Below are 25,003 nucleotides of genomic sequence, written 5' to 3'. Positions count from 1 at the left end.
TAGATTGTCAAGCAATTGAGTTCCGGAAAAGGCATAAACAACTCTCTTGCAGACAAGATGCATGTTCTAGGATTTGGATAAATTTCAAATATAAAATTCTCGTCCATTTTGTTTTGCAGTTCTGGCAATTTTTCGCTAAATTTAGATTACAAATTACTTTAACTTTATTTAGGTGATATGTCTAGACCACTTAATATTCTATTTGTTTCGAGCGAAGTATATCCATTTGCTAAAACCGGCGGGCTTGCTGACGTGTCTGGTGCCCTTCCGAAAGCAATCAAAGATCTCGGACACGAGATCCGTATCATGATGCCGAGATACCGTTTTATCGGTGAGCGGAAATTTCGATTACATGATATAATACGTTTGCACGAGATTCCGATTCCGGTAGGAAGCACTGTTGAACTCGGTAACGTCAAGTCTTCTTTCATCAACAATTTGAAAGAAAAGGTTCAGGTTTATTTTCTCGACAATGCTACATACTATGGTCGCGATGGTATTTACCAAAGTCCAACGACAAAGAAAGACTATAAAGACAACGACGAACGGTTTATCTTCTTCTGCCGAGGTGTGATAGAGACATTGAAACGGCTGGGATGGCAGCCAGACATCATCCATTGCAACGATTGGCAGTCGGGCTTAATACCTGCATACCTCAAGACCATGTGCATGGCAGATCCGTTTTTCAAATCAATGAAGACAGTTTTCACCATACATAATATGGGTTATCAAGGCGCCTTTCCGCAGGAATCATTTGTAAAATCGAACTTGCCGGCAGAGCTGTTTAATCCTAATGGCGTTGAAGCGTATGGTAATTTTAACTTTCTTAAGACGGGCATCTTTTTCTCCGATGCTATTACAACAGTCAGCGAAAAGTATGCTGACGAAATTTGCAAGTCTCCTGAAATCGGCGCCGGGCTCAATGGCTTGCTGACGTCACGAAGAAAAGATTTAAGCGGAATTCTTAATGGTATTGATTACCAAATCTGGGATCCCGCCACCGATGAATTCAGTTTCCGAAAATTTGATAGTAAGTCTATTGAAGCCAAGGTCGATAATAAACGAGCATTACTTACGAAATTGGAGATGGAATTCTCCGAAGACCGGCCTGTCATCGGGATGATTAGCCGCCTCGCTGACCAGAAAGGATTTGATTTAGTCTTTGATATTATCGAAGATGTCATTAAGCTTGATGTTCAGATCGTCATGCTTGTTGCAGGTGAAAGAGACTATGAAAAGAAGGCAGAAGCTCTCCAAAAAAAGTATCCAAAACGCATTTTTGTATTCATTGGCTATGATAATGAATTAGCGCATATGATTGAATCGGGAACGGATATGTTTCTTATGCCGTCTAAGTACGAACCATGCGGATTAAACCAGATGTATAGTATGCGTTATGGCACGGTTCCCATTGTCCGTGCAACCGGCGGATTAGATGATACAGTTGAAGATTATACCGGTAATGGAAAAGGAACCGGATTTAAATTTGAAAAATACGAATCGAAAGAATTAATGAAGGTGATTCAGCGAGCGCTTAAGGTCTTCCAGCAACCCGAAGAATGGAAACGAATAATGCGCAATGGCATGATGTGCAATTTTTCATGGGAAAATTCCGCACGGAAGTACATCAACCTCTACAAAGACCTTTTAAAACATAATGTATAAACCTAAATGACGTTGGATTTATTTGTCTGCCCGTGACCGCAGGAACAACGCGGAACCTGCTCGCCTCCACCGTCCAGAATGTCTCTGATGGAGACTTTCTTTTTCTCATCTTTCATCGCACTCGAAATAGATAAAGGATATTGTGAATTGAAGGTGTTTCGTTTTATTCTCCTCCTTGGTATTGCATCGATGCTATTCCTCCTCAATGGCTGCAACGACACTCCAAATTCTGTTGGCAGGGGTTCGCAGAACAAAGAAGACTTTGGTGTTGTTCATGTCGATACATTATATGCTACAGATCATGCCTCAACTCAGAATCTCATATATACGTCATCAATTGACCGATTCATGCTTGGCAAGTATAAAACATATCAAGCATGGACTTGCCTAAAGTTTTATGGGTGGCCTGATTCCCTGATCGGGAAGAAAATTACAAGTGCAACAATTCGGCTGAAAGGCGTATATCATTTCGGCGATTCGTTAGCACCACTATCGTTTGACGCGTATCGAGCAATGTCTAATCTTTTCCTTACTGATTCATTAACCTATGATTCACTCAATTTGAATAGTGTCAATAGTGTGCATGGTGTTTATTATAACAGCTCTCCTCTTTCTATCCCGACAATATTTCCGGTCGGAGACACCGGGTCGATGACAATACATATTCTTGATACGACAATGCTTCGGGAGTGGTTCTCAACCAACACAGATACTACGGATCTCAATGATGGTCTTCTCTTTCGTCCAACGAATTCAAATATTATCAAAGGATTTTATTCATTCAATGCATCTGATACATCGTATCAGCCGACACTGTACATTACGTACCAAGATACAAATGGCAATACTGTGGGCTATTCTCATAAAGTTGGGATTTCCAAATATGTTTCGACAGTTAATCAAGCAAGTCTCATAATGGATAATACTTTGATTTATGTTCAAAACGGTATTTCCTACCGAGGATTTGTATCGTTCGACAGTATTTCCACTCCATGGCCTGCATCGGTTTACCGTGCGGTTCTGCAGGTAACGTTAAACGTTCCTCAATCCTCCGCTCAATTTACTCCTTTTGCTCACGATTCATTATATGCGCTTTCTGTAGGAACGAACGATAAAAGTGATGGAGGGGCTTATGGAATGAGTCAGCTCTCGACTGATAGTTCTGGTCATCCATTTTATTCGTTTGAAATAAGACAAATTGCGGTTCGCATGCTGAATAATGCTTCAATACGAAAGATAGCTTTGAGCGGCTACTCTGAGAGCGGGTCTTTTGATTTACATGCATTGTATGGTGCTCTCTCAGATAAAAAATTGAAACCTAGACTCATAATTACTTATTCTATCCAACGTTAACATGTTTATTGATTATGAATAATTCCAAAATAAAAATATTTTTGATTATTTCAATCGTCGCATCTCAATCCATCACATTTGCCGGCGGCTCTTCTTTTTCTCGGTATGGTTTTGGTGATATCCTGCGTAATGGCGACAGTCGAACGTATGCTATGAGTGGCACAGGAATTGCTTTACTAGACGACGGATTTATTAATGGATTAAATCCGGCAGGCTTAGCGCGTATTTCTTATACCAGATTTTCTGCAGGATTTGAATACAATAATTTTTTATCAAAAGACGAAACCGGTTCTTCATTCTATTCCACAGGTGGATTTCAAGGATTAGCGTTTGCTTTCCCAATTTCAAGAGAAAACGGAATTGTCATGTCTGCCGAATTCGCTCCTTTCAGCACGGTGAGTTATGGCATTACTTCTTCCCTCTTCGACTCTTTGACACAATCGCAGCAAGATAAAACGTTTTATGGCAGTGGAGGTCTCTCGTCTATAGGATTAGGACTTTCTGCTTCTCCATTATCAACGCTTCACATCGGCGCACGCTTCGATTATATGTATGGACGTACACACCAGTATCAAACGACTTCTTTCAATAGTACCTATTTGACTTCTCTTACTTTCGACCGTGCTACTTATTATTCCGGTTTCACATTCACTTTGGGTGCTATTTATGAAGGGGTAGATCAACTTCTCAACCTTCCCTCGCTCCATAACTTGTCTCTTGGGTTCACCTTGAGAGCTGCAAGTTCACTTGATGCGAATATTAAGAGGATTTATTCAGAAGGCGACACAACGAATCAAAATGGAACTGCCGACATTCCCCTATCTACAGGATTCGGACTCTCTTATTTGTTACAGAATCGTTATCGCTTTCTTGGAGATATCGTGACCGAGAATTGGGGAAGTGTACAAAATTTCGGGATACATCCTACTGAGCTTCGGAATTCTTTACGTGCGAGTTTCGGTTTCGAAACGCTTCCGGCGAAAGAGGCAGATACTTTTTGGAAACGTATTGTCTACCGCGCCGGACTTGCTTATAACTCGACCTATTACCAAATCAATGGTATCGGAATCAATGAGTTTCTTGTCAGCGGAGGTCTTGGATTTCCGATGGGACCGGAATCGCAGCTCAATATTGGATTACAAATAGGTGTGCGCGGCAGTACAGATAATTATTTGCAGAAGGACACGTTCGTTCGTCTTTCAGTTGCAGTATCTGCAAATGAAATATGGTTTCTACGATTTGATGAGGAATAGTATCTATGATTGCGCTCGGCAGCGACCATGCGGGTTTTGACTACAAAGAACGTTTGAAAAAACTTCTAGATGAAATTGGAAAGCCTTATGAGGATTTCGGTACTTCTTCTTTAGATTCTGTTGATTATCCTGATTTTGCGCACGCAGTTTCTAAGGCGGTCGCTTCAGGCAAATTCCAGCGTGGTATTTTAATCTGCGGAACTGGCATCGGTATGTCCATTGTCGCTAACAAGCACAGCGGAATCCGTGCCGCTGTTTGCGAATCGTCTGCATCAGCAAAACTTTCACGTGCGCATAATGACGCCAACATCCTGTGTTTAGGTGCACGCATCACACCTTGGGAAACAGCAACAGAAATTGTAAAGACGTTTTTAACAACTCCCTTTAGCGGTGGAGAACGGCATATAAATCGAATTCAAAAGATTCACTCTCTTACAGGTTTATAAAATTTAACTCATCAGTATTCAGTGGAACAACCATTTTCTAAATCAATCTCACTATGAATAACCTCAAAATATCTGATCCGGAAGTATTCGCTGCTATTCAAGGCGAAGTTCACAGACAAAATTCCAAGCTCGAACTCATCGCATCAGAAAACTTTGTGAGCCCGGCTGTGCTTGAAGCATTGGGCAGCGTTCTGACAAACAAATATGCGGAAGGATATCCAGCCAAGCGCTATTACGGCGGATGCGAATATATCGATATTGCAGAGAATCTGGCGCGCGATCGTGCCAAGAAATTATTCGGCGCTGAATATGTCAATGTCCAGCCGCATTCCGGATCACAGGCGAATATGGCTGTTTATTTTTCATTCATCAAGCCGGGAGATGCCGTCCTTGGTATGAATCTTTCCCACGGCGGACACCTGACTCATGGTTCTCCCGTAAACTTTTCCGGACAATTATATAATTTCTCCGCTTATGGTGTTTCAAAAGAAACAGGCCGCATAGATTATAATGATGTTGAAGAAAAAGCGAAACGTGGAAAACCAAAAATGATTACAGTCGGTGCAAGCGCCTATTCGCGCAACATCGATTACAAGACATTCCGTGAAATCGCGGATAAAGTGGGTGCATTCCTCTTTGCTGATATTGCTCATCCCGCAGGATTAGTTGCGGCAAAACTGCACAATGATCCTCTTCCGTATTGCCACGTCGTCACGACAACGACCCATAAAACACTTCGCGGCCCGCGCGGTGGAATGATTATGATCGGTAAAGATTACGAGAATCCATTTGGACACGTAGCGGCAAAATCCGGCAGAAGAAAGATGATGTCGGAGCTTATTGATTCGATGGTCATTCCAGGCATTCAAGGCGGCCCGCTGATGCACGTTATTGCTGCAAAAGCCGTCGCATTTAACGAGAATCTTCAGCCGCAATATCGCACGTATGCAGAGCAAATTATTAAAAATGCCCATGCGTTCGCTGCATCATTAACCAAGCGCGGCTACAATATTATTTCCGGCGGGACAGATAATCATCTGATGCTTATCGACCTCCGTAACAAAGACCTGAACGGTAAGGAATCGCAGGAAGCTCTTGATCTTGCCGGTATAACAGTGAATAAAAACGCAGTTCCATTTGATGATAAATCACCCCTCATCACAAGCGGTATTCGTATTGGTACACCTGCCATTACAACACGCGGAATGAAAGAACCTGAAATGGAAGTTATTGCGGAATTTATGGACCGCGTCCTCAATAATCGGACGGATATAAAATTATTAAAACAGGTTAGCGAAGAAGTAAAAACATTTTGTGAAGGATTTCCTCTGTATCCTGAAATGATTTAGCGGCGTTGCATGAGTATTACACAAGCCATAATCGAGAAAATATTTAAATCTGCCAGTAACATTTCCAAAGAACGTGAAATGTCATTTCTCGATCACCTCGAAGAACTGCGCAAGCAAATCATCAAAATGGTTATCGGTATTCTTGTTGGTACCGCATTGTGCATCTTCTTTGCTGATTTCATCGTACAGACCCTTCTTCTCAGCCCTCTTCGATCGGTCGGATTAAAAGCACAGGTGCTTTCGCCATACGGTATTGTCATGCTTTACATGGAAGCAATTCTTATCTGCGGCGTTATTCTCAGTATGCCATATACAATTTATTGTCTTTGGAAATTTGTTGCTCCGGGATTGCTTCCAAAAGAACGGCAGTATATTTCGCGTATTGTATTCTTCACATCTCTCTGTTTCTTCACCGGCATAGCATTTGGATATTACGTATTGCTTCCCGCCGCACTGACATTCTTTTCAACCTTCGGCACACAGAACATTGAATTGCATGTAGCGCTCGATCAATATGTCAGCTTTATGCTGGCTTTATTGCTTGGCGCCGGCCTTGTCTTTGAATTGCCGATGATTTCATACTTCCTCTCGAAGATGGGAATGCTTACTCCTGCATTCATGCGGAAATACCGCCGGCATGCTATCGTTGTTATCCTTATTATTTCCGCCGTCGTGACACCGACACCTGATATGGTTACGCAAACACTACTTGCTTTACCGATGTTCTTTCTTTATGAAGTCAGCATTTTTGTCTCCAAGTTTGCCCAGAAGAAAAAAACTCCATCAACGGAAAATATAGTATGAGTATTTTGCGCTCATCTGATCGTTCACTCGATACAATTCGTAGACCAGTTGAGAAAGAACTGAAGAAATTTGACAGTGTCTTCAGGGACGCGATGCGTTCACAAGTCGCGCTTGTAGATGTTGTTACACGTTATCTTCTGCGACAAAAAGGGAAACGCGTCCGTCCGTTATTAGTGATGCTGAGCGCAAAGTTATGCGGTGAGATTAACGAAAGCACATACCGTGCTGCGACACTTATTGAGCTTCTCCATACAGCTACACTCGTTCACGATGACGTTGTGGATGACGCCGATACACGTCGCGGACTTGCATCCATCAACGCTGTCTGGAAAAATAAAATTGCTGTCTTGATGGGCGATTACCTTCTCTCACGCGGATTGTTGTTATCCTTACAATACAACGATCATTACTTTTTGGATTCGACATCGCTTGCGGTCAAGCGGATGAGTGAAGGAGAATTGCTTCAGATTCAAAAGAGCCGCCAGCTCAATATTGATGAGGAAACATATACCAAGATCATCAGCGATAAAACAGGATCTCTTTTTTCTGCATGCACAGATATTGGGGCGGCAAGCACTACACACGATCAAGAAAAAAGAAATTTGCTAAAAGCGTACGGTGAGAATGTTGGATTGGCATTTCAGATACGAGATGATTTATTAGATTACCTTGGACGAAAAAGCATACTTGGAAAATCCACCGGCAGCGATATTAAAGAAAAGAAACTCACTCTTCCTCTCATCTATGCACTTCAAAACAGCAATCGGCACGAAGCGACGCAGGCATTACGATATGTAAAAAAAGGTGCGCGGCAAAAAGAAATTGCATGGGTATTGGACTTCGTTCGTGCAAATAACGGCATTGAATATTCATCAAGAAAGGCAGAAGAATTTGCTGCACGTGCGGCTCACTCACTCGTTTCCTTTCCTGATTCTCCTGTTAAGCAATCACTTCTTCATTTTATCAGCTTCGTTTTAGAAAGAAGCAGTTAGCCACCCATCTTCACAGTATTTATTCTGCACGTGCAACCTTCCTTTTTAATGTACTGGTGAACTCAGACAACGGGAGATAGTATCAATGATGCAGTTCCTAGAATGTCAGGAATTACTTCCGGACATTCTAGAATATGAACAGTATTAATGTATGGTTAATTCTCTAGGCAGGTATAACTGGTTTTTGATCGGAACAACAACTGAAATCGGCGCACGACGATCTGTTTTCACGATATGACTTCTAGGGAGTTAGACGAAGTTATTCCCTATCCGATCAAGAACATTAGTGAGAATATGAGCAGGTTCGTTCATATAATAATTTTTACTTCTCTGTTCTCCATAACTGTGTGACACCAGAATTTTTCACGTTAACTCGACGATTGATTAACCAACAACCAGTAAAGGACAAGATGACTCATAGCTTCTACGAATGTATTAAAGTCCACTGGTTTCACAACATAACTATTGGCGCCGTATTTATATGCAGCCTTCATATCCGAATCTTGTTTTGATGAAGTCACCATGACAATCGGAATCATTTTCGTCCGTTCATCCGATTTGATTATCTTGAGAGTTTCGAGTCCATCAACCTTGGGCAGTTTCAAATCGAGCAATATTACTTTCGGTTGATTGGTGATCACACGGTCAGCGTATTTACCTCTGCAGAAAATATAGTCAAGAGCTTCCGCCCCATCCTCAAGCACAATAATCCGGCTGGTACTATTATGTTTATTGAGCGCTCGGATCGTTAACTCCGTATCCCTCGGATTATCCTCCACTAACAAAATATCTACAACATTTTGATAATTCAAAGTATGCCTCCTTTGTTTGAAACTGTAAAGTACAATACAGCACCATTATCCATTTGACTTTCTGCCCAGACTTCTCCGCCATGATGATTAATTAATCGCTTCACTATTGCCAAACCAACTCCAGTTCCTTCGAATTCTCTCTCACTGTATAAACGTTGGAATACACCAAAAAGCTTGTTTACATATTTCATATCAAAACCAGCGCCATTGTCTTGTGCTAAATATATTACTCTTTGACCATCTTGTCTATAGTCCGCTTCTCTTACTGTCCGTTTCTATTTGGATGAAAACTTAATCGTGGTCAAGAGCGAATTGTTAGATTAAATAACTTGCTGTCTTCCGGAGGTGATCCTTAAAAAATCAGTCCTATTCTTTTCATTCTATTCTTCAATTCCTCAAGGACTTCAATTTCCTTTTCAAGTGAATCGGCTTCAAATGTTACAGAGAAACGAATGTATGCACCGGCGTCATCCCATGGTACTGTTGATATGAGAGCTTTCCGAATTAAGAAATCTGAAAATTCCGAAGCAGTTTTAAAAGTATCTCCTTGTTCAGTTCCTTTTGGTGCTTTGACATAACAATAAAAAGATCCCTTTGGTTTTTTTGCATCAAATCCTGAATCAGCTAATGCCTTTACAAGTAAATTGAATCTTCTTGAATATTTCTCAACTGTTTTTTCAGTAATACGCGTATTGGACAGTGCGGTGATTGCCGCTTTTTGAATAGCCCTAAACTGTCCTGAATCAGTATTGTCTTTCACAGTGGCGTACGCTTTGACAGCTTTAGGATTACCGCAAATAAAACCTATTCTCCAGCCCGTCATATTGAACGCTTTAGATAATGAATGGACCTCAACTCCAACATCCATCGCTCCATCAACAGATAAAAAACTGAGCGGTTTATAACCATCAAATGTCAACGCACTGTAAGGAGCATCGTGGATAACTACAATTCCATGACGATCAGCAAAGTCAACAACGTTCTTAAAAAATTCCGAGGTTGCAGTTGCACCGGTTGGATTATTTGGATAATTTAGATACATGGCTTTTGACTTTTTGAGAATCGGCCTTGGAATTGATCCCAAATCCGGCAGAAATGAATTTGATTCCAGCAATGGAAGATTATAAACTTCCCCGCCCAAATATTTTGTATAGGTGGCAGTCACCGGATACCCTGGAATTGTTGTGAGGAGAATATCGCCAGGATTAATAAAGCAAATCGGCAGGATCGCAAGCATAGGCTTTGAACCGATTCCATGGACTATATGCTCTGTTGGATTCAGTCCTGTAATGCCATAGACTTGATTGAGATACTGAGCAGCTGCTTCCTGGAATTCTTGAATTCCGTTATCCGCGTACCATCGATTTTCCGGTTTTCCTGCTTCCTGTGATAGTGTCTGAACTACAAGCGGGTCAGCAGGCCAATCAGGTTCCCCGACACCCATATCGATTAAGGGTATGTCAGGATGTTCTTTCTTTGCTGCAGCTTTTGCTCTTTTAATAAGTTCAAATTTATATATTTCTGTAGATTTCCCGAATTTTTGTCCGCCAAGTCTTTCAGCTATTTTATTATCAAAGAAGTTCATGTTTACTCCTCATCTTCTTGTGTACATAGATTCATAGTTCAATGTGTTGTACGCCGATCATTGGTAACAGCCACAGTTAGGTGCAGCAGTAATGTTATTGTAGTTCATTTAGAAAATCTGCACTAAGATTTCCTTCCGCAATTTGTTTTACTTCACCGGTCATTTGCAAATTCCATGATTTATCAATGCCAATAGTAAGCGTGCCGCCCAGCATTCTTATTGTTACATCCGATTGAATCAATCCTTTTTTATAGAGAACAGAAGCAACAGCGCATGAAGAACTTCCGGAAGCAAGAGTAAAACCGGCGCCTCTTTCCCATATTAGTATTTCAACTTCCTTCTCATTAAGTACCTTTGCAAATTGGACGTTTATTCTATGAGGAAAAATTTTATTGTTTTCTATTTGTGGACCGTATTTTTTAATCTGATCGATATCAAGTGTATCTCTTAAAATCACGCAATGAGGATTACCGACAGAAACACAATTGATGGAAAATACAGCATCCTCAAGAGTTAATATTTCATCTATACACTCGGGTTTATTATTGAGGACGGGTATTGATTTGCTATCGAAAATAGCTTTACCCATGTCAATTGTAATAATTTTTGCTCTGTCATTGAGTGATTCTATAACAGATGCATGAACGATTCCACCTTTTGTTTCTATTGTAAATTTTTTATTTTTACTCCACTTATAATCATATAAGAATTTAGAGAATATTCTTAACCCATTTCCGCTTTTTTCAGCTTCACTGCCATCCGGATTATATATTTTCAATCCAAAATCAGCTTTATTGCTCGGGATTTTAAGCAGGATACCGTCGGAGCCAATACCAAAATGTACATTACATATTTTTTTGATATTCGATTCGTTTATCTGAAAATTAATATATTCTGAATCAAATACGACATATTCATTTCCTAATCCATGAGATTTCACAAAATGGTTCATTTCCATAGAATATTCCTATTAAAGTATCGAGACTATTTTATCTACCATTTCACCAAATGAAACATTGTATTAAATAATATACTGAAATTAAGATTAATTTTTGCGGTGTGTTATACGCTATAGCTCAATCTGATTCTGCTAAGCAGAATGATATCCTTGTTTTTCAGAATCGAATCCTCATAAGATATCCCTTTTGAATATAGTATGAGTGTTGAAAGTTTGTGCGCAAGGTTAGAAAAGGAAGAAATCGTACAGAATAAAAACGTCACATTTTAAAGCTATTGTTCATCAGAATACGACGGTGTCGTGCCTTTACAAAAGAATCATGACAGTATTTAGCATGTCGCGATGTGTTCTCATCTCAACAAGATGAGCTTTTTAGTTTCTATAAAGCTGCCAGTTTGCAGCCGATAACAATAGATCCCGCTCGCACACTTCGATGCATCCCATACTACCGAGTGAGTTCCGGCAGACAATGATCCGATCACAAGCGTTGCCACTTCTCTTCCATGAACGTTGTATATTCGCAACGATGTATAACTCGATTTCCCTATAGAGAATTCAATCGTTGTGGTCGGATTAAAGGGATTGGGATAGTTTTGATTCAATGCAAATTCTGACGGAATTATTTCATTTTTTTTAACTCCAACTGTAATCTCCCCGCCGTTGGATGTATAAAGAATTGTGCCCGAATCGCCGACAGCGAAACCATGTTTTTCATCATAAAAATAGATTGCATGCAGATTCCGTGTTGTCGGTACTTCAAGTTTTGTCCATGCGTCTCCGCCATTTGTCGATTTATAGATCCTGCCGCCGCTGCCGCAGACATATATTACATTGGCTGAAGGAGTTGAAATACCATATAATGGTCCATTGCCCATAATGCTTGTTGAAATACTGTACCAAGCAGTATCGGTCGTTAATTTTCGAACAATTGCAGGTTGTGACCAAAGGTCGCCAAATACACCGACAATAAATCCCGACCCGCCCCCATGACAAAACCCCGCATCAAATGCTTCCGATCCAAGCCCCCGGAAGAACGGTAATATTTCTTCGCTCCATGAAGGAGATGGAATCACATATTGTGTGCAAAGTGAATAAGGTGTAAGTGCATATTTCGAGAAGCCTAGAAAAGTCGAATCACGCCATGCAAAGAATGTGCGAATCGGCCATGTACTGATTTTCTCAGAAATCCAAGTTTTGCCGGTATCTGATGTACTGTACACCCAACCGGAATCGGTGCCAACACATATGCCTGCGGGTCCGGTCTGCATAACACTAAGGCACGATTGAGTTTGTGTCGGAACCGTCCGTATCTGCCATTGGAGACCTCCGTCAGTGGTCGTCATCAGCCGATGGTCACCAACAATTGCACCGTTTGAAGTATCGAAAAAAGAAATCCTATTCCAATGAAATATGGCGCTCAAGGCAATAGTCTGGTTAATCCAGGTCGAGCCGGCGTCGATCGTTCGGAGAATTCCATTTCTATCACCGATCGCAATGACTTTCAAGGAGTCGAGCATAACAATATCTACAAGATTTTCCGGTGTATAACCGATTTGCGATACCCATTGCGCTTGAAGAAATTGTAACTGGATGATATTTTCGAGAACAATAATACAAAAATATTTCAGAATAGAATGACAGGTCGGGGATATCATAAAGTCCTCCTTTCTGAAAAATACTCTGTCCTTTTTACACTTTAGAAAACAATTCACCCTGTAAGGAAAAACTGTTCGAGGGAATGAAAATGCAGTTTGATGATGCGAAGAACATTTTATATATCCTCTAATATATTAACACCCATGTCAGTGGGGACAAAACACTAAATAATATTCGACTTCGTTCAGTGTGCTACAGTCGTGTCTATTTCCTTTCTCCCGCCCGCCCTTTTTGTTCTAAAATAACTCCTTAAACTTTTACAAATTCATGCTCACCAGATCTCACCACGAGCACCGGGCATGGAGCTTTCCTCACAACCTTTTCTGCCGTGCTGCCGAAAAGAATCTGCTCCATACCTGAATGTCCGTGCGTCGCAATGATAATAAGACTAATGTTTTCTTCCAAAGCATACTGATTGATTTCGTAAAAAGGTTTTCCAGTCCGCACAATTTTTCGTGAAACCACTTTACCCGCAATTTCCTTTGTTATGAGATTCTCTAATTCATCACTGCCGCGTGTGCGCAGTTCCTCTTCAACATTTGGAAATCCTATTTGTCCAAAACTAAAATCAGCAGGGTAGATTGTGGGTTCCACAACGTAGATGAGGTCGATGGATGCTTTAAATTTCTCTGCAAAAGGAATAGCGTATTTCAATGCATTCTTGGAATGCTCAGAAAAATCGATTGGCACAAGAATACGCTGAATATGAATGGATGGTTGGTGAACTGGTTTAACTTTATGTGCCGGGGCTTTCTTCCTTGGCTTGACTTTTTTTGTTGACATAGGAATCCCTTTCGTCTCGTGTTTGAAGTCGCTCTAATTGACTCTTCACTTTTGAAAGTTCTTTGTCGGTTTGGCGTAACCTCTGCGCAACAATTTCTGCCAGCTTCAGTACAATTTTTATTCCTAACGTATTTTTTTTATCGATTAATTCAAAGAGATCCGGACGGAAGAAACCTATCAGCGTGCAATCTGTTTTGCAAATGGCGTTCGCAGAGCGCGGCGATTCATCTAACAGTGCAAGCTCGCCGAAAAAATCTCCATCTCCCAGGACAGCAAGTTCTTGTTCATTTCCATCTTTCCCTAAAATCGCTATAGACACTTCTCCATCCTGCACAATATACATTCCAAGCCCCGGATCACCTTGATAGAATACCGGCTCTCCAGCCCGGTATTCACGTTTGTGGACAATCGCTGCTACTTCTTTCAAGTCGCGGGGTGCAAGATTGGCAAATGCAGGAACCTTGCTTAAAACTTCTTCTGTCGTGCCTTCGCGGATAACACGTTGAGAAAATAAGTTTTTCCAAACCGCGCTATCAGAACTAGATTTTGAAGGTGCCATCGTCGTTACTCCAGATTGGTTTATCGAACAGGCATTAACCAACTATGCTTGTCTTTTCCGCTTTGGATAATCTTAAAAAATGCATTTTGAAGTTTCTTTGTCACTGGTCCAGCATGACCTGCGCCGATAACAATTTTATCTATAGAACGAATCGGCGTTATCTCTGCTGCCGTTCCGCTAAAGAACACTTCATCGGCAATATACAGCATCTCTCTCGGAATTGCCATCTCAATTATCGTATAACCAAGTTCTTTTGCCAATATAATCACCGAATCACGCGTAATCCCCGGTAAAATTGAAGACCCAAACGGAGGTGTATAGATCGTCTTATCACGAATCACGAAGATATTCTCGCCGCTTCCTTCACTGACACTGCCCTGAATATCGAGGGCAATGCCTTCCACATAACCATTTGCGAGTGCTTCCAATTTAATTGACTGCGAGTTCAAATAATTACCGCTGGATTTAGCCATTGTTGCAAATGTATTAGGCGCTGGACGCCTCCACGAAGAAACACAGACATCGATTCCCTTCTCTAAGGCTTCCGCTCCCAGATAAGCGCCCCATTCCCACACGGCAATTGAAACATCCACTGGACAGCCCAGCGGATTCACGCCAACGTCGCCGTATCCTCGGTATACAATTGGTCGTATATAACACGCCCTGAGTTTATTTGCAAGAATGGTCTTTTTAATTGCTTCCGTTATCTCCAATTCAGTATAAGGAACTTCTGTCCGATATATTTTTGCAGAATCATATAACCGCCGAAGGTGCGCATGAAGACGAAATATCATTGGTCCTTTTTTTGTGTCGTAACAACGAATCCCTTCAAACCAACTCGAGGCGTAATGCACAACGTGAGAAAGTACATGAATCTTCGCATCATCCCAATTGACGAGTTCTCCATTCATCCATATTTTTTCAACTTTTTTGACTGGCATATTTCTTCCCGATTTGTGTTATAGTGTTCTCAGTATTCAGTTTTTCATTATTGATTTTGCATTTATCATTAAATTTACAAATTTATCTCATAAATCCGATAGCGTTTGTTTATGATACCAAGCATCGCTTCTGCTGATTTTGTCATACGTTCGTTATCTTCAAGAATCCAACTCGCTTCACCATATCCATAGCCAAGTTTCTTTGCGTTAGCACCAGTCTCATAAAACAATGCGCCTCCAGCTCCTGTATAAAGATATTCCGGTAGAACCCCCAGGACTATAACACGCACCAGGTCGATTTCTTTTTTCTTCGTGAGAAGATGATATAACCCGGGCAGGATGTAACCATTCTTGTTATGCTTCAGTGGAACATTAATATCCGGCAGTGCAAGCGAAAATCCAATAGTCTTACCGTCCTTCTCAGCAAAGATGACAAGTTCAGGGACGATAACGGGTTTAAGATCCGCCGCAAGTGCATCCATTTCTTCATCGGTCATCGGAACCGCACCCCAATTTTTTGCCCACGCTTTGTTATACACTTCTTTTACTTTCTCGACTTCTTCGGCAAACTTTTTAACATTGAAAGTTCTAAAAACAAGATTATGCCGCTTCTTCACAAGTTCATGGGCTCGATTAAATCGATCCGTATATATTTTTTTCTGATCAAGTAAATACGCATAGAGATCTTTTGCTTTTCGGAATCCGTATTTCTCAATCAATTCAACATAATACGGCGGATTGTATGTCATCATAACCGTTGGACTTACATCGAAACCCTCAACGAGTAATCCATATTCATCATTCACCGATGGATTCGCTGGTCCGCGCATCGATGTAACACCATGAGCGAGCAAATATTCCTTCGCTTTATCGAAGAGCGCATTTGCTACTGTCTGATCGTTGATGCATTCAAAAAAACCAAAGAATCCAATATTTTCGCCGTGCTCTTTGTTGTGGTTATGATTGACAATTGCACCAATTCTGCCGACTACTTCGCCTTCATGTTCGGCGAGATAAAATTCCGCATCACTGTGCTTGTAAAACGGATTTTTTTCTCGATCCATTAACTTCTTTCGATCCATCATCAACGGAGGTACCCACGCCGGATAATTTTTATAAATCTTCCAGAGAAAACGGATAAATGAATTCACATCATGTTTCGATGCAATCGGCCTAATGATTAATCCATCCATGGAGAACCCCATTGACAAATAAGACAAAATAAAACCGCAGCTGGGTTACAACCGCGGCTTGCATTCTTCAATGAATAAAAAAGCGTACAGCATTTTAGTTGATGACACCAAACTTTTTACCGACACTTGCGAACACTTCAAGTATTTTATCGAGATGTTTTTTCTCATGCGTTGCCATATAACTTGTACGAAGCATTTCCATTCCCGGAGGTACACCAGGACGAATGAACGCATTCACGAACACTCCTTCTTCAAAGAGCGTTTTCCACATCATCAAAACTTTTTCTGTATCGCCGATAATAACGGAGACAACAGCTGTATCGTGTTCGCTGACACGGTATCCCAGTGCTTTTAATCCGGCACGCATTGTGCGCGCATTACACATCAATTTAGCTACTCGCTCAGGTTCAGCTTCGAGAATATCAAGTGCCGCCATTGCTGACGCCACGGATGCAGGTGTTGGGCTTGCGCTGAAAATAAGAGCCGGTGCGCTGTGTTTTAGATAGTCAATGACCTTGTGTTCACCAACGACAAATCCCCCCAGCGATGCAAATGTTTTGCTGAAAGTTCCCATCGTCAGGTCGGTTTCCTTTACAAGACCATAATGGCTTGCCGTTCCCCGACCGCCTTTGCCAATGACACCAACAGCGTGTGCATCGTCAATCATGACACGCGCATTGTGCTTATGTGCAACCTTCACCATATCCGGCAAATTGACAATCTCGCCCGATGTACTAAAGACACCGTCGCTCACGATAAGTTTTGCCGATTCAGCAGGCAGTTGTGAAAGCACGTGCTCCAAATGTGCCATATCGTTGTGTTTGTATCGAACGACAGAGTTCCCTTCTTTCGAATCATAGGATGCCATTCCTGCTGCGATGAGAGTTCCTGCAACAATACTGGCGTGGTTATCTTTATCCGAAACAACATATTCACCGCGTCCAACGAGTGTCGGAATAATTCCTTGTCCTGTTTGATATCCGGTGCTGAAAAGTAAGCATGCTTCTCGGCCCATAAAGTTTGCAAGGCGTCGCTCTAACTCAACATGCAAATCAAGTGTACCGGTTAAATACCTTGAACCGGAACAGCCGGTGCCGTACTTTTTCACCGCCGCAATTGCCGCCTCTTTCACTTTTGGGTGTGCCGTCAATCCAAGATAGTTGTTGGATCCGGCCATAATCACTTTACGACCTTCAATCTGAACAACAGGACCTTCACTTTCTTCGATCGCATGAAAATAAGGATAACATCCTTGTGCCTTTACTTCATCTGCGCGCGTAAAACTCCAACACTTCTCAAAAAGATCCAATGAATTCTCCTAGGAAAATAGTAAAATGATTGCAGAAAGAAGCCTTTTTGCTTCTTTGTACTTTTTTGAATATAGTTTAATAAGCAAAGAAAGTCAATGAACGCCCAAACTCGAGGAGAAAAACGATTCGTACTGTTTTTGTGACCGGAGGAACCGGTTTTATCGGAAGCCACACCGTTGAGCAATTGATTGCGGAAGGTTTTCACGTCCGTTGTCTCATCCGTCCGTATCAAACAAATTTGAGATGGCTTCAAGGCCTGCCTGTTGATTTGGTAGAGTGCGATTTATTGAATTCTGCTTCGATTTTAAAATGTCTTGAGGGTTCAGAATATATCATTCACATTGCAGGGATTACGAAGGCCAAACACCAGAGTGATTTCTATACAGGAAACGCTACAACGACCAATAATCTCCTTTTAGCAGCAAGCCGACTGAAGAATCTAAAGAAGTTTTGTTACATAAGCAGTCTCACTGCGGTAGGACCGAGTTCGAGCGGCATTCCTCTCACTGAAACATCGCATTGTCATCCTATCACTGCGTACGGCAAGTCAAAGTTAGAAGCTGAACGTCTCTGTAAGAATTATTCATCTAAACTGCCTATTGTCATCATCCGCCCTCCTGCAGTTTTCGGGCCGCGCGATACGGATATTTTGGAAATATTCAAATGGGTCAATCATGGGTTAAAGCCCATACTCGGTTCATCAGCAAAAACGCTCAGTCTTGTCTATGCTCCTGACTTGGCAAAAGGAATTATCCGTGCGACGTTCGATGATAGAACCGTTGGCGAAACATACAATATCGCCGATCCGACAATTTTTACTTTCTCTTCCATCATCGATTATCTTGCTACTTTTGTACACAAACGAACTATTCAGATACGTCTGCCAAAAGGATTAGTATATTCGATGGCAGGTATTATGCAATTTGTTGCGTTTTTGAGCAAGAATCCTGCCGTACTGAACATCGAAAAGGCGCGTGATCTTCTGCAAACGCATTGGGTCTGCGATCCGCGAAAAATTCAGGAACACATTGGATTCCAAACATCAACATCCATTTATGATGGAGTGAATAAAACTTTTCGCTGGTATAAAGACAAAGGTTGGCTGTGAAATTTAAAATCTCTAACTCGTAATTCGGAACTATGAATTCGCAACCGACTGAAGGAATATTTTTACTTACAACCAACAAATCACCGTTAATCAATGCTTAGAAACTACTTCCTCGTATTTTTCGGCGGCGGCATCGGAGCGTCTGCACGTTATTATCTTTCAGGCGCAGTGTATCGTTTCCTTCCAGCTGATTTTCCTTATGGTAATCTTATTGTCAATATTACAGGGTGCTTCGCCATTGGTTTGCTTATGACACTTATGGAAGAACGTTTTCTTTCCGAACCTTCACTGAGAGTCTTTCTTGCAATTGGAATTCTCGGCGGATTCACTACTTTTTCTTCATTCAGTTATGAAACTGTAGCGTTACTTCGAGATGCCGAAATTTTTCTTGCTTCTCTCAACATTGCCGCCTCTGTACTCGGTTGTTTGGCAGCAACAACTCTTGGTATGTTCATTGGTCGATTATTCTAGGAGATTATGAATGAAACTTTCGGGCGAAGGAACACTTTTACGGATTTTCATCGGTGAATCAGACAAGGTGCATCACAACTCACTTTTCGAAGCGATTGTTCTTTCGGCACGCGAACATGGTATCGCTGGTACGACGGTTTTGCGCGGTGTTGAAGGATTCGGAGCGAACAGCCGCTACATTCATTCTGCTAAATTATTGCGCCTCTCTGAAGATTTACCTATTGTCATAGAAATTATTGACACAGAGGAAAAGATTAAATCATTCATGCCTTTCGTCAATGAGATGATTGAATCTTCAGGAGGTGGTGCAATGGTTACGCTTGAAAAAGTGGACGTGATTCGTTACTCTCATGGAAAAACCGAATGATGTATTCCAAGTACTTTATTTATTTCCCGTTTTGAGATTTTATCATCAAATGATTTTGCGCTATGAATCCCGCTTTGCATTTCCATGTTGCATTGGAATCAGCTTGTTATGCAATCACTCTTTACATCAAACTATAAATTGAAAAAGTATCATTGCATAACAGTGATATTTGATGTATTAATCTTTTTGCTGTTGATTGTCCATGTTAATGTAGAGGCGCAGGCATCATTCAATAGTTTGGAGCATGAACAAATCGTAAATAGTATTTTTTATGGTGCAAATCTCGCGTTTCAGAAACGCTCTTTCATGTTGACGGAGACAGCTGCAAGTACCTGGTTCGATGTAACGTATTATCGTCTCGCATTAAATATCTTTACCCAATCGAATTCTCTCAAAGGAAAAGTTACGATCAAAGGAATCTGCAGAGACAGTGCAAGTATTCTTACACTTGACCTTGTGAATCGAATGCAAGTAGATTCTGTGCTGGTGGATGGACATACTACATCTGTTGCTCACAACGACAATTCTTTCGACATTTCACTTGCTCGTACTTTTACATCCGGAGAAGTACTTTCGGTTGATGTTTTTTACGAGGGTGCTCCCCTTGCAACGGGATTCGGAAGTTTCATGTTTGATTCTCACTCAGGCGTACCCTGGGTGTACTCTCTCAGCGAACCCTATGGAGCAAAAGACTGGTGGCCCTGTAAAGATGATCCGAGCGATAAAGCCGATTCCGCAGATATCATTGTCACTTGCGATTCAACGTTGAAGGTCGGTTCAGAAGGTACGCTCGTCTCGGTTGTAAACAATGGAAATGGAACATCGACTCACCATTGGAAAGAGCGTTACCCTATCGCTTCATATCTCATCTCAGTTGCAATCACGAACTATACTCAGTTTTCCAATTGGTTTAGGTATTCCGCCACTGATTCCATGGAAATTCTGAACTACGTTCTTCCCGAACATGACTCGACTGCCCGCCAAAATCTCCCGCATGTGGTTCATATGCTGGAGATTTATTCAAACCTTTTTGGACTGTATCCATTTAATAAAGAAAAATATGGTCATTCGGAAATTAGCGGTGGCAGTTCTATGGAACATCAAACCATGACTTCTCTTACATCATTTAACGAAGATGTACTTTCACATGAGCTTGCTCATCAATGGTTTGGAGATATGATTACATGCCAAACGTGGTCGGATCTATGGCTCAACGAAGGTTTTGCACAGTACTCTTCGGCGCTCTATCGCGAACGACAGTACGGGGTTACATCGTACTGGACATATATGAACTCACAGCTCGATCAAGCAAAGTTAGCGCATGGTGCTATTGGAATTCCCGATACGTCTAGTGTCCTCAATCTTTTCAATCCACAAAGAATATATTCGAAAGGAGCTACTGTGTTGCATATGCTTCGACATGTATTGGGAGATAGCATATTTTTCCTTTCGGTCTATACTTATGCCAACGATCCAAAACTAAAATATTCCAGCGCCACAATGAAGGATTTTCAAACTGTGTGCGAAACAGTTGCGGGGAAAAGCCTTGCGTTCTTCTTTCAAGAGTGGCTTTATGGCGATAGGTTTCCCGATTACAGCTATGCGTGGACGTGGAATTCATTGGGTGACTCTTCTTTCATTTTACTTACCATCAATCAGACGACGATTGGAACTACTCCTTCATTTTATACAATGCCTATCGATATTCGTATTTCTGCGAACGGACATGATACGACGATCATAGTATTTAACAATGCACAGCAACAGAATTTTACTATTCCATATCCTGTAAAGCCTTCCGTCGTGTTTCTCGATCCCGAGGGCTGGATATTGAAATTTTTGTTTAGTGAAAACGATCGGCCTCCATCTATTTACCTGTTAGAACAAAACTATCCCAACCCATTCAACTCCACAACCACTATTGTATACCAGATTCCAAGACAGGAACAGGTTGTTCTTAAGATCTACGACATCCTGGGACGTGAGGTCACAACGCTTGTAGATGCAAAACAATATTCCGGAGTCTATGAGTACCAATGGAATCCACATATTATGGCGAGCGGAATATATTTCTACCGTTTGAATACGGGGAGTGTGCAGATTCAAAGGAAAATGGTGCTTCTTAAGTAAAGATTTTGTTATATAATTGACAGGGTTCTTTTAAACATATTTGTTAAAGAGTAGATCTTTAATTGCCGATATAGGACGTTTTAATATTTATTATATTCCATAGAGATTTGAGGCAAGCGAAGTGAAAAATATTTCTTGAGCAGTATATATTTCTATCATTTAAATTATTCATTTGTTTCGCAATAGGTTTTAAAGATTTCATTTTGGAAGTATAGATTCAACTATTCGCTCAAGAAAATATTCAATACTGAAACAAAATTATAAAATATCCGTCAACTCTATTTAGTTACATCAAGCCAAGTATGTAAATTAAACCGATTTATCGTAGAGAATTCTAATTGATCGAAAATAAAGGAAAAGATATCCGAAGTATTGTATTAAATCATATCAAATAATTACCTTGTCATTCCATTCACCATCTATGCTGAGACATTTACTATGTGGAGAAAAAAATATTCACTGGCGCTCATCGTGACATTATCAGCACTTTTTATTCATGATAATAGTTCTGCACAGATTTATCTTGATTCTACCGCTTCGATACAAACGCGTGTCGAAGATCTTCTTAACCAAATGACAACGGATGAGAAAATCGGACAAATGCTCCAGCTTGAACGAGGCTCTGTTGAAAACAATCTTTCACGTCTCTCAACATTTCCCGTTGGATCAATTTTGAGCGGTGGCGGTTCTGTACCAAATGCTGGCAATACCCCTTTAAAATGGGCAAATATGTATGACTCACTCCAGACTTATGCATTGAAGAGTCGATTGAAAATTCCCATTATTTATGGAATTGATGCCGTTCATGGTAACAATAATGTCTATAGCGCAACAATTTTTCCGCACAACATTGGCATGGGATGTACACGAAATCCGGAGCTTGCAAAACAAGCGGCGCAAGTCACTGCAACCGAAGTCCGGGCAACTGGCTTGAACTGGACATTCGGCCCTTGCATCGCTGTTCCACGTGATATACGATGGGGTAGGACGTATGAGGGTTTTGGTGAAACGCCAGAACTTGCACAAATGTTCGCCGCCTCCGAAGTAAGCGGTTTTCAAGGAGATACGTTAAATGGTCCAACAAGTATTCTCGCCTGTGCAAAACACTTTCTGGGAGATGGTGGAACAATATTCGGTACTTCAAGTAGCGCTCTGCTTGACCAAGGAAATACAATACTCAGCGAAAGCTCTGTGCGTTTGATTCATCTGCCGGGATATATCTCAGCTGTCAACGCCGGTGTAGGAAGCGTTATGGTTTCGTTTAGCAGCATAAATGGATTGAAAATGCATGGAAATAAATATTGGATTACAGATGTGCTAAAGAATGAATTAGGGTTCAAAGGATTTGTTGTATCAGACTGGCGTGGAATCGATCAATTGAACAATGATTATAAAACATGCCTCGAGCAATCGGTCAACGCAGGCATAGATATGATTATGATACCGCAGACAACGGCAGCTGCCGACATGCAAAGCCTTGTAAGCAGCGGTAAAATTTCATTAGGCCGTATTGACGATGCTGTGCGGAGAATACTCACCGAAAAATTCAAACTCGGATTATTTGAACACCCTTTCGCCAATCGATCATTACTTACGCAAGTTGGATCTTCCGCAAATCGCGCAGTTGCACGGCAGTGTGTTCGTGAATCGATGGTACTTTTAAAAAAGAAGGACGGCATCCTCCCATTGCGAAAAACGAATGCAAGAATACTTGTTGCAGGCTCGAACGCAGATGATTTAGGAAATCAATGTGGTGGATGGACAATTGACTGGCAGGGCCAAAGCGGCAATATTACAAATGGCACCACAATACTCGCCGGTCTGAAAAAGATTGCACCGGGTACACAAATAGATTACAGTGCTACGGGTGTCTTCACAAATACCAAAGCTGATTATTCACTGGTTGTGATTGGTGAACGGCCTTATGCAGAAATGTACGGTGATGCTTTTGATCTTCGCCTCTCTGCAAATGATATCGCATTAGTTAAGAAAATGAAAGGATATGGCGCACCGGTGATTCTTATTCTTGTGTCCGGAAGGCCCCTCATCATAGAAGATGTTTTACATTATTCCGATGTTATCGTAGCCGCATGGTTGCCTGGCACAGAAGGTGATGGAATAGCTGAGGTATTATTTGGCGACTATCAACCCAAAGGCTTGTTATCGCACACATGGCCGAAGAATATGTCACAAATACCAATCAATTATGGCGATCCTTCCTATACTCCTCGCTATGCGTACGGATTTGGAATTCAAAATTTTACAGACTCGCCAAGCGGTTCTGCTCCGGTTTGTTTATCAGTATTACTTACAAGTAATCCACATTTTTTGGAACTCACATTCAATAAACAAATGAGTGCTCCGTCCGCATTCAACGGTACCTTCTCAGTAACACAGAACAACACAACACTTCCGTCATCGCACAAAGTTTCTCTCAAAACCGGCGATAGCACAACTTTCATTGTTCAGATAGATAGTATCCAAATCCAACGAAGCGATATTTGCACAATTTCCTATACAGGCGGAGACCTACAATCTAGCGATGGCGGTGTTCTTCAGTCATTTAATTCCTTAGAGGTAATCAACGGTGCCACACCGACGTCAATTGCGATTCCTGCAAAAATCATGGTTGATAATTATTTTGATATGAATAACATTTTTATTTATCCGCTAGGTGATGGAGATAGTAATGATTCTTTTATTTTTGGCCCCCAAGCGATGGCAGAGTACTTTGTCAATGTCCCTACAGCCGGAACATACTATCTCACCTTCAGGATTATGAGTTTTGAATCATCCAGTATACAAATATCCTATGGCACACAAAATTTAAGCGTACCAATTTCAACAACAAACAATTGGACAACAACAAACAGCATAGCATTAACACTTCCAGCAGGTGAACAAAAAATAAAGGTCAAAATACCTTCATATAATGTTCTACTTCACTGGATCAATTTTAATACTGAACCCACATCAGTCAATAACGGAAAGACAACTCCTTTTACCGCGAGACTATATCAAAATTTTCCGAATCCGTTCAATCCAACCACAACGATAGGATATGAAATACCTGCAAAAGGTCAAGTGACATTGAAAGTATTCGATATGCTTGGTCGTGAAGTCTCAATGTTAGTAGATGAGATAAAACCAGCAGGAGAGTACAAGGTTACATGGGATGCGTCAATGTTGCCAAGCGGCGTGTACTTAATCCAAGTGCAGGCAGGTAATTACTTCTCTGTGAAAAAGGCGATTCTATTGAAATGAAACT

The 25,003-nt window shown here is 41.2% G+C and carries 22 protein-coding genes; 12 read left to right on the top strand and 10 right to left on the bottom strand.

Annotated elements, in window-relative coordinates; all coding sequences use genetic code 11:
• The first annotated feature begins 177 nt into the window (after nucleotides 1-177).
• The 7 genes from glgA to NTX44_06825 all read left to right on the top strand — a co-directional run bounded on the left by glgA (nucleotide 178) and on the right by NTX44_06825 (nucleotide 7,862).
• Nucleotides 178-1,665, top strand: coding sequence for a glycogen synthase GlgA (gene glgA / locus NTX44_06855; protein MCX6121324.1), 1,488 nt, complete (start codon nucleotides 178-180; stop codon nucleotides 1,663-1,665).
• 87 nt (nucleotides 1,666-1,752) lie between these two features.
• The gene (locus NTX44_06850; GenBank protein ID MCX6121323.1) at nucleotides 1,753-3,018 is read left to right on the top strand and encodes a hypothetical protein; all 1,266 of its coding nucleotides are present in this window, start codon (nucleotides 1,753-1,755) and stop codon (nucleotides 3,016-3,018) included.
• A gap of 14 nt (nucleotides 3,019-3,032) precedes the next feature.
• On the top strand, nucleotides 3,033-4,271 hold the full coding sequence (locus NTX44_06845; protein ID MCX6121322.1) for a hypothetical protein: 1,239 nt from the start codon (nucleotides 3,033-3,035) through the stop codon (nucleotides 4,269-4,271).
• Nucleotides 4,272-4,276: 5 nt separating this feature from the next.
• Nucleotides 4,277-4,717: a ribose 5-phosphate isomerase B gene (rpiB, locus tag NTX44_06840; GenBank protein MCX6121321.1), complete on the top strand. Its 441-nt coding sequence runs from the start codon at nucleotides 4,277-4,279 to the stop codon at nucleotides 4,715-4,717.
• 53 nt (nucleotides 4,718-4,770) lie between these two features.
• Nucleotides 4,771-6,066 (top strand): serine hydroxymethyltransferase, encoded by a 1,296-nt coding sequence (locus NTX44_06835; GenBank protein MCX6121320.1) that lies wholly within the window; start codon nucleotides 4,771-4,773, stop codon nucleotides 6,064-6,066.
• A gap of 9 nt (nucleotides 6,067-6,075) precedes the next feature.
• A complete protein-coding gene (gene tatC / locus NTX44_06830) occupies nucleotides 6,076-6,870 on the top strand; it encodes a twin-arginine translocase subunit TatC (GenBank protein ID MCX6121319.1) in 795 nt (264 codons plus the stop codon).
• Nucleotides 6,867-7,862 (top strand): polyprenyl synthetase family protein, encoded by a 996-nt coding sequence (locus NTX44_06825; protein ID MCX6121318.1) that lies wholly within the window; start codon nucleotides 6,867-6,869, stop codon nucleotides 7,860-7,862. Before tatC ends, NTX44_06825 begins: the two co-directional genes overlap by 4 nt.
• Nucleotides 7,863-8,230: 368 nt before the next feature.
• Here the strand turns inward: NTX44_06825 and NTX44_06820 are convergent, their stop codons facing one another.
• The 10 genes from NTX44_06820 to NTX44_06775 form a co-directional block, all read right to left on the bottom strand.
• Nucleotides 8,231-8,674, bottom strand: coding sequence for a response regulator (locus NTX44_06820; GenBank protein MCX6121317.1), 444 nt, complete (start codon nucleotides 8,672-8,674; stop codon nucleotides 8,231-8,233).
• A complete protein-coding gene (locus NTX44_06815; protein ID MCX6121316.1) occupies nucleotides 8,671-8,901 on the bottom strand; it encodes an ATP-binding protein in 231 nt (76 codons plus the stop codon). Before NTX44_06815 ends, NTX44_06820 begins: the two co-directional genes overlap by 4 nt.
• Nucleotides 8,902-9,026: 125 nt before the next feature.
• The gene (locus tag NTX44_06810; protein MCX6121315.1) at nucleotides 9,027-10,259 is read right to left on the bottom strand and encodes an LL-diaminopimelate aminotransferase; all 1,233 of its coding nucleotides are present in this window, start codon (nucleotides 10,257-10,259) and stop codon (nucleotides 9,027-9,029) included.
• Between the two features lie 94 nt (nucleotides 10,260-10,353).
• Nucleotides 10,354-11,217 (bottom strand): diaminopimelate epimerase, encoded by an 864-nt coding sequence (dapF, locus tag NTX44_06805; protein ID MCX6121314.1) that lies wholly within the window; start codon nucleotides 11,215-11,217, stop codon nucleotides 10,354-10,356.
• A gap of 350 nt (nucleotides 11,218-11,567) precedes the next feature.
• Nucleotides 11,568-12,872, bottom strand: a complete 1,305-nt coding sequence (locus NTX44_06800; GenBank protein MCX6121313.1) for a YCF48-related protein — start codon at nucleotides 12,870-12,872, stop codon at nucleotides 11,568-11,570.
• A 250-nt stretch (nucleotides 12,873-13,122) separates the two neighbouring features.
• On the bottom strand, nucleotides 13,123-13,656 hold the full coding sequence (locus NTX44_06795) for a universal stress protein (protein ID MCX6121312.1): 534 nt from the start codon (nucleotides 13,654-13,656) through the stop codon (nucleotides 13,123-13,125).
• Nucleotides 13,610-14,215 carry a cyclic nucleotide-binding domain-containing protein gene (locus tag NTX44_06790; GenBank protein MCX6121311.1) on the bottom strand — a complete coding sequence of 202 codons (606 nt, stop codon included), beginning with the start codon at nucleotides 14,213-14,215 and terminating at the stop codon, nucleotides 13,610-13,612. Before NTX44_06790 ends, NTX44_06795 begins: the two co-directional genes overlap by 47 nt.
• 20 nt (nucleotides 14,216-14,235) lie before the next feature.
• Complete coding sequence (locus NTX44_06785) at nucleotides 14,236-15,156, bottom strand: branched-chain amino acid transaminase (GenBank protein ID MCX6121310.1); 921 nt, start codon at nucleotides 15,154-15,156, stop codon at nucleotides 14,236-14,238.
• 74 nt (nucleotides 15,157-15,230) lie between these two features.
• On the bottom strand, nucleotides 15,231-16,349 hold the full coding sequence (locus NTX44_06780) for a hypothetical protein (GenBank protein ID MCX6121309.1): 1,119 nt from the start codon (nucleotides 16,347-16,349) through the stop codon (nucleotides 15,231-15,233).
• Between the two features lie 94 nt (nucleotides 16,350-16,443).
• Nucleotides 16,444-17,658, bottom strand: coding sequence for a pyridoxal phosphate-dependent aminotransferase family protein (locus tag NTX44_06775; protein ID MCX6121308.1), 1,215 nt, complete (start codon nucleotides 17,656-17,658; stop codon nucleotides 16,444-16,446).
• A gap of 140 nt (nucleotides 17,659-17,798) precedes the next feature.
• On the opposite strand from NTX44_06775, the gene NTX44_06770 reads away from it, so the two are divergent.
• From NTX44_06770 to NTX44_06750, 5 genes are all read left to right on the top strand, one after another.
• Nucleotides 17,799-18,767, top strand: coding sequence for an NAD-dependent epimerase/dehydratase family protein (locus tag NTX44_06770; protein ID MCX6121307.1), 969 nt, complete (start codon nucleotides 17,799-17,801; stop codon nucleotides 18,765-18,767).
• A 93-nt stretch (nucleotides 18,768-18,860) separates the two neighbouring features.
• Entirely contained in the window at nucleotides 18,861-19,238 is a 378-nt protein-coding gene (gene crcB / locus NTX44_06765; GenBank protein MCX6121306.1) for a fluoride efflux transporter CrcB, read from the top strand.
• Nucleotides 19,239-19,248: 10 nt separating this feature from the next.
• Nucleotides 19,249-19,605, top strand: a complete 357-nt coding sequence (locus NTX44_06760) for a DUF190 domain-containing protein (GenBank protein MCX6121305.1) — start codon at nucleotides 19,249-19,251, stop codon at nucleotides 19,603-19,605.
• 108 nt (nucleotides 19,606-19,713) lie between these two features.
• A complete protein-coding gene (locus NTX44_06755; GenBank protein MCX6121304.1) occupies nucleotides 19,714-21,735 on the top strand; it encodes a M1 family aminopeptidase in 2,022 nt (673 codons plus the stop codon).
• A gap of 438 nt (nucleotides 21,736-22,173) precedes the next feature.
• Nucleotides 22,174-24,999: a glycoside hydrolase family 3 C-terminal domain-containing protein gene (locus NTX44_06750; protein MCX6121303.1), complete on the top strand. Its 2,826-nt coding sequence runs from the start codon at nucleotides 22,174-22,176 to the stop codon at nucleotides 24,997-24,999.
• The last annotated feature ends 4 nt before the right edge of the window (nucleotides 25,000-25,003 follow it).

The organism is Ignavibacteriales bacterium (genome assembly GCA_026390575.1).
In the GTDB taxonomy this organism is placed as follows: domain Bacteria; phylum Bacteroidota; class Ignavibacteria; order UBA10030; family UBA10030; genus Fen-1298.
Note: the sequence above shows the minus strand (reverse complement) of the source record. Positions and strands in the feature narration are given on the sequence as shown.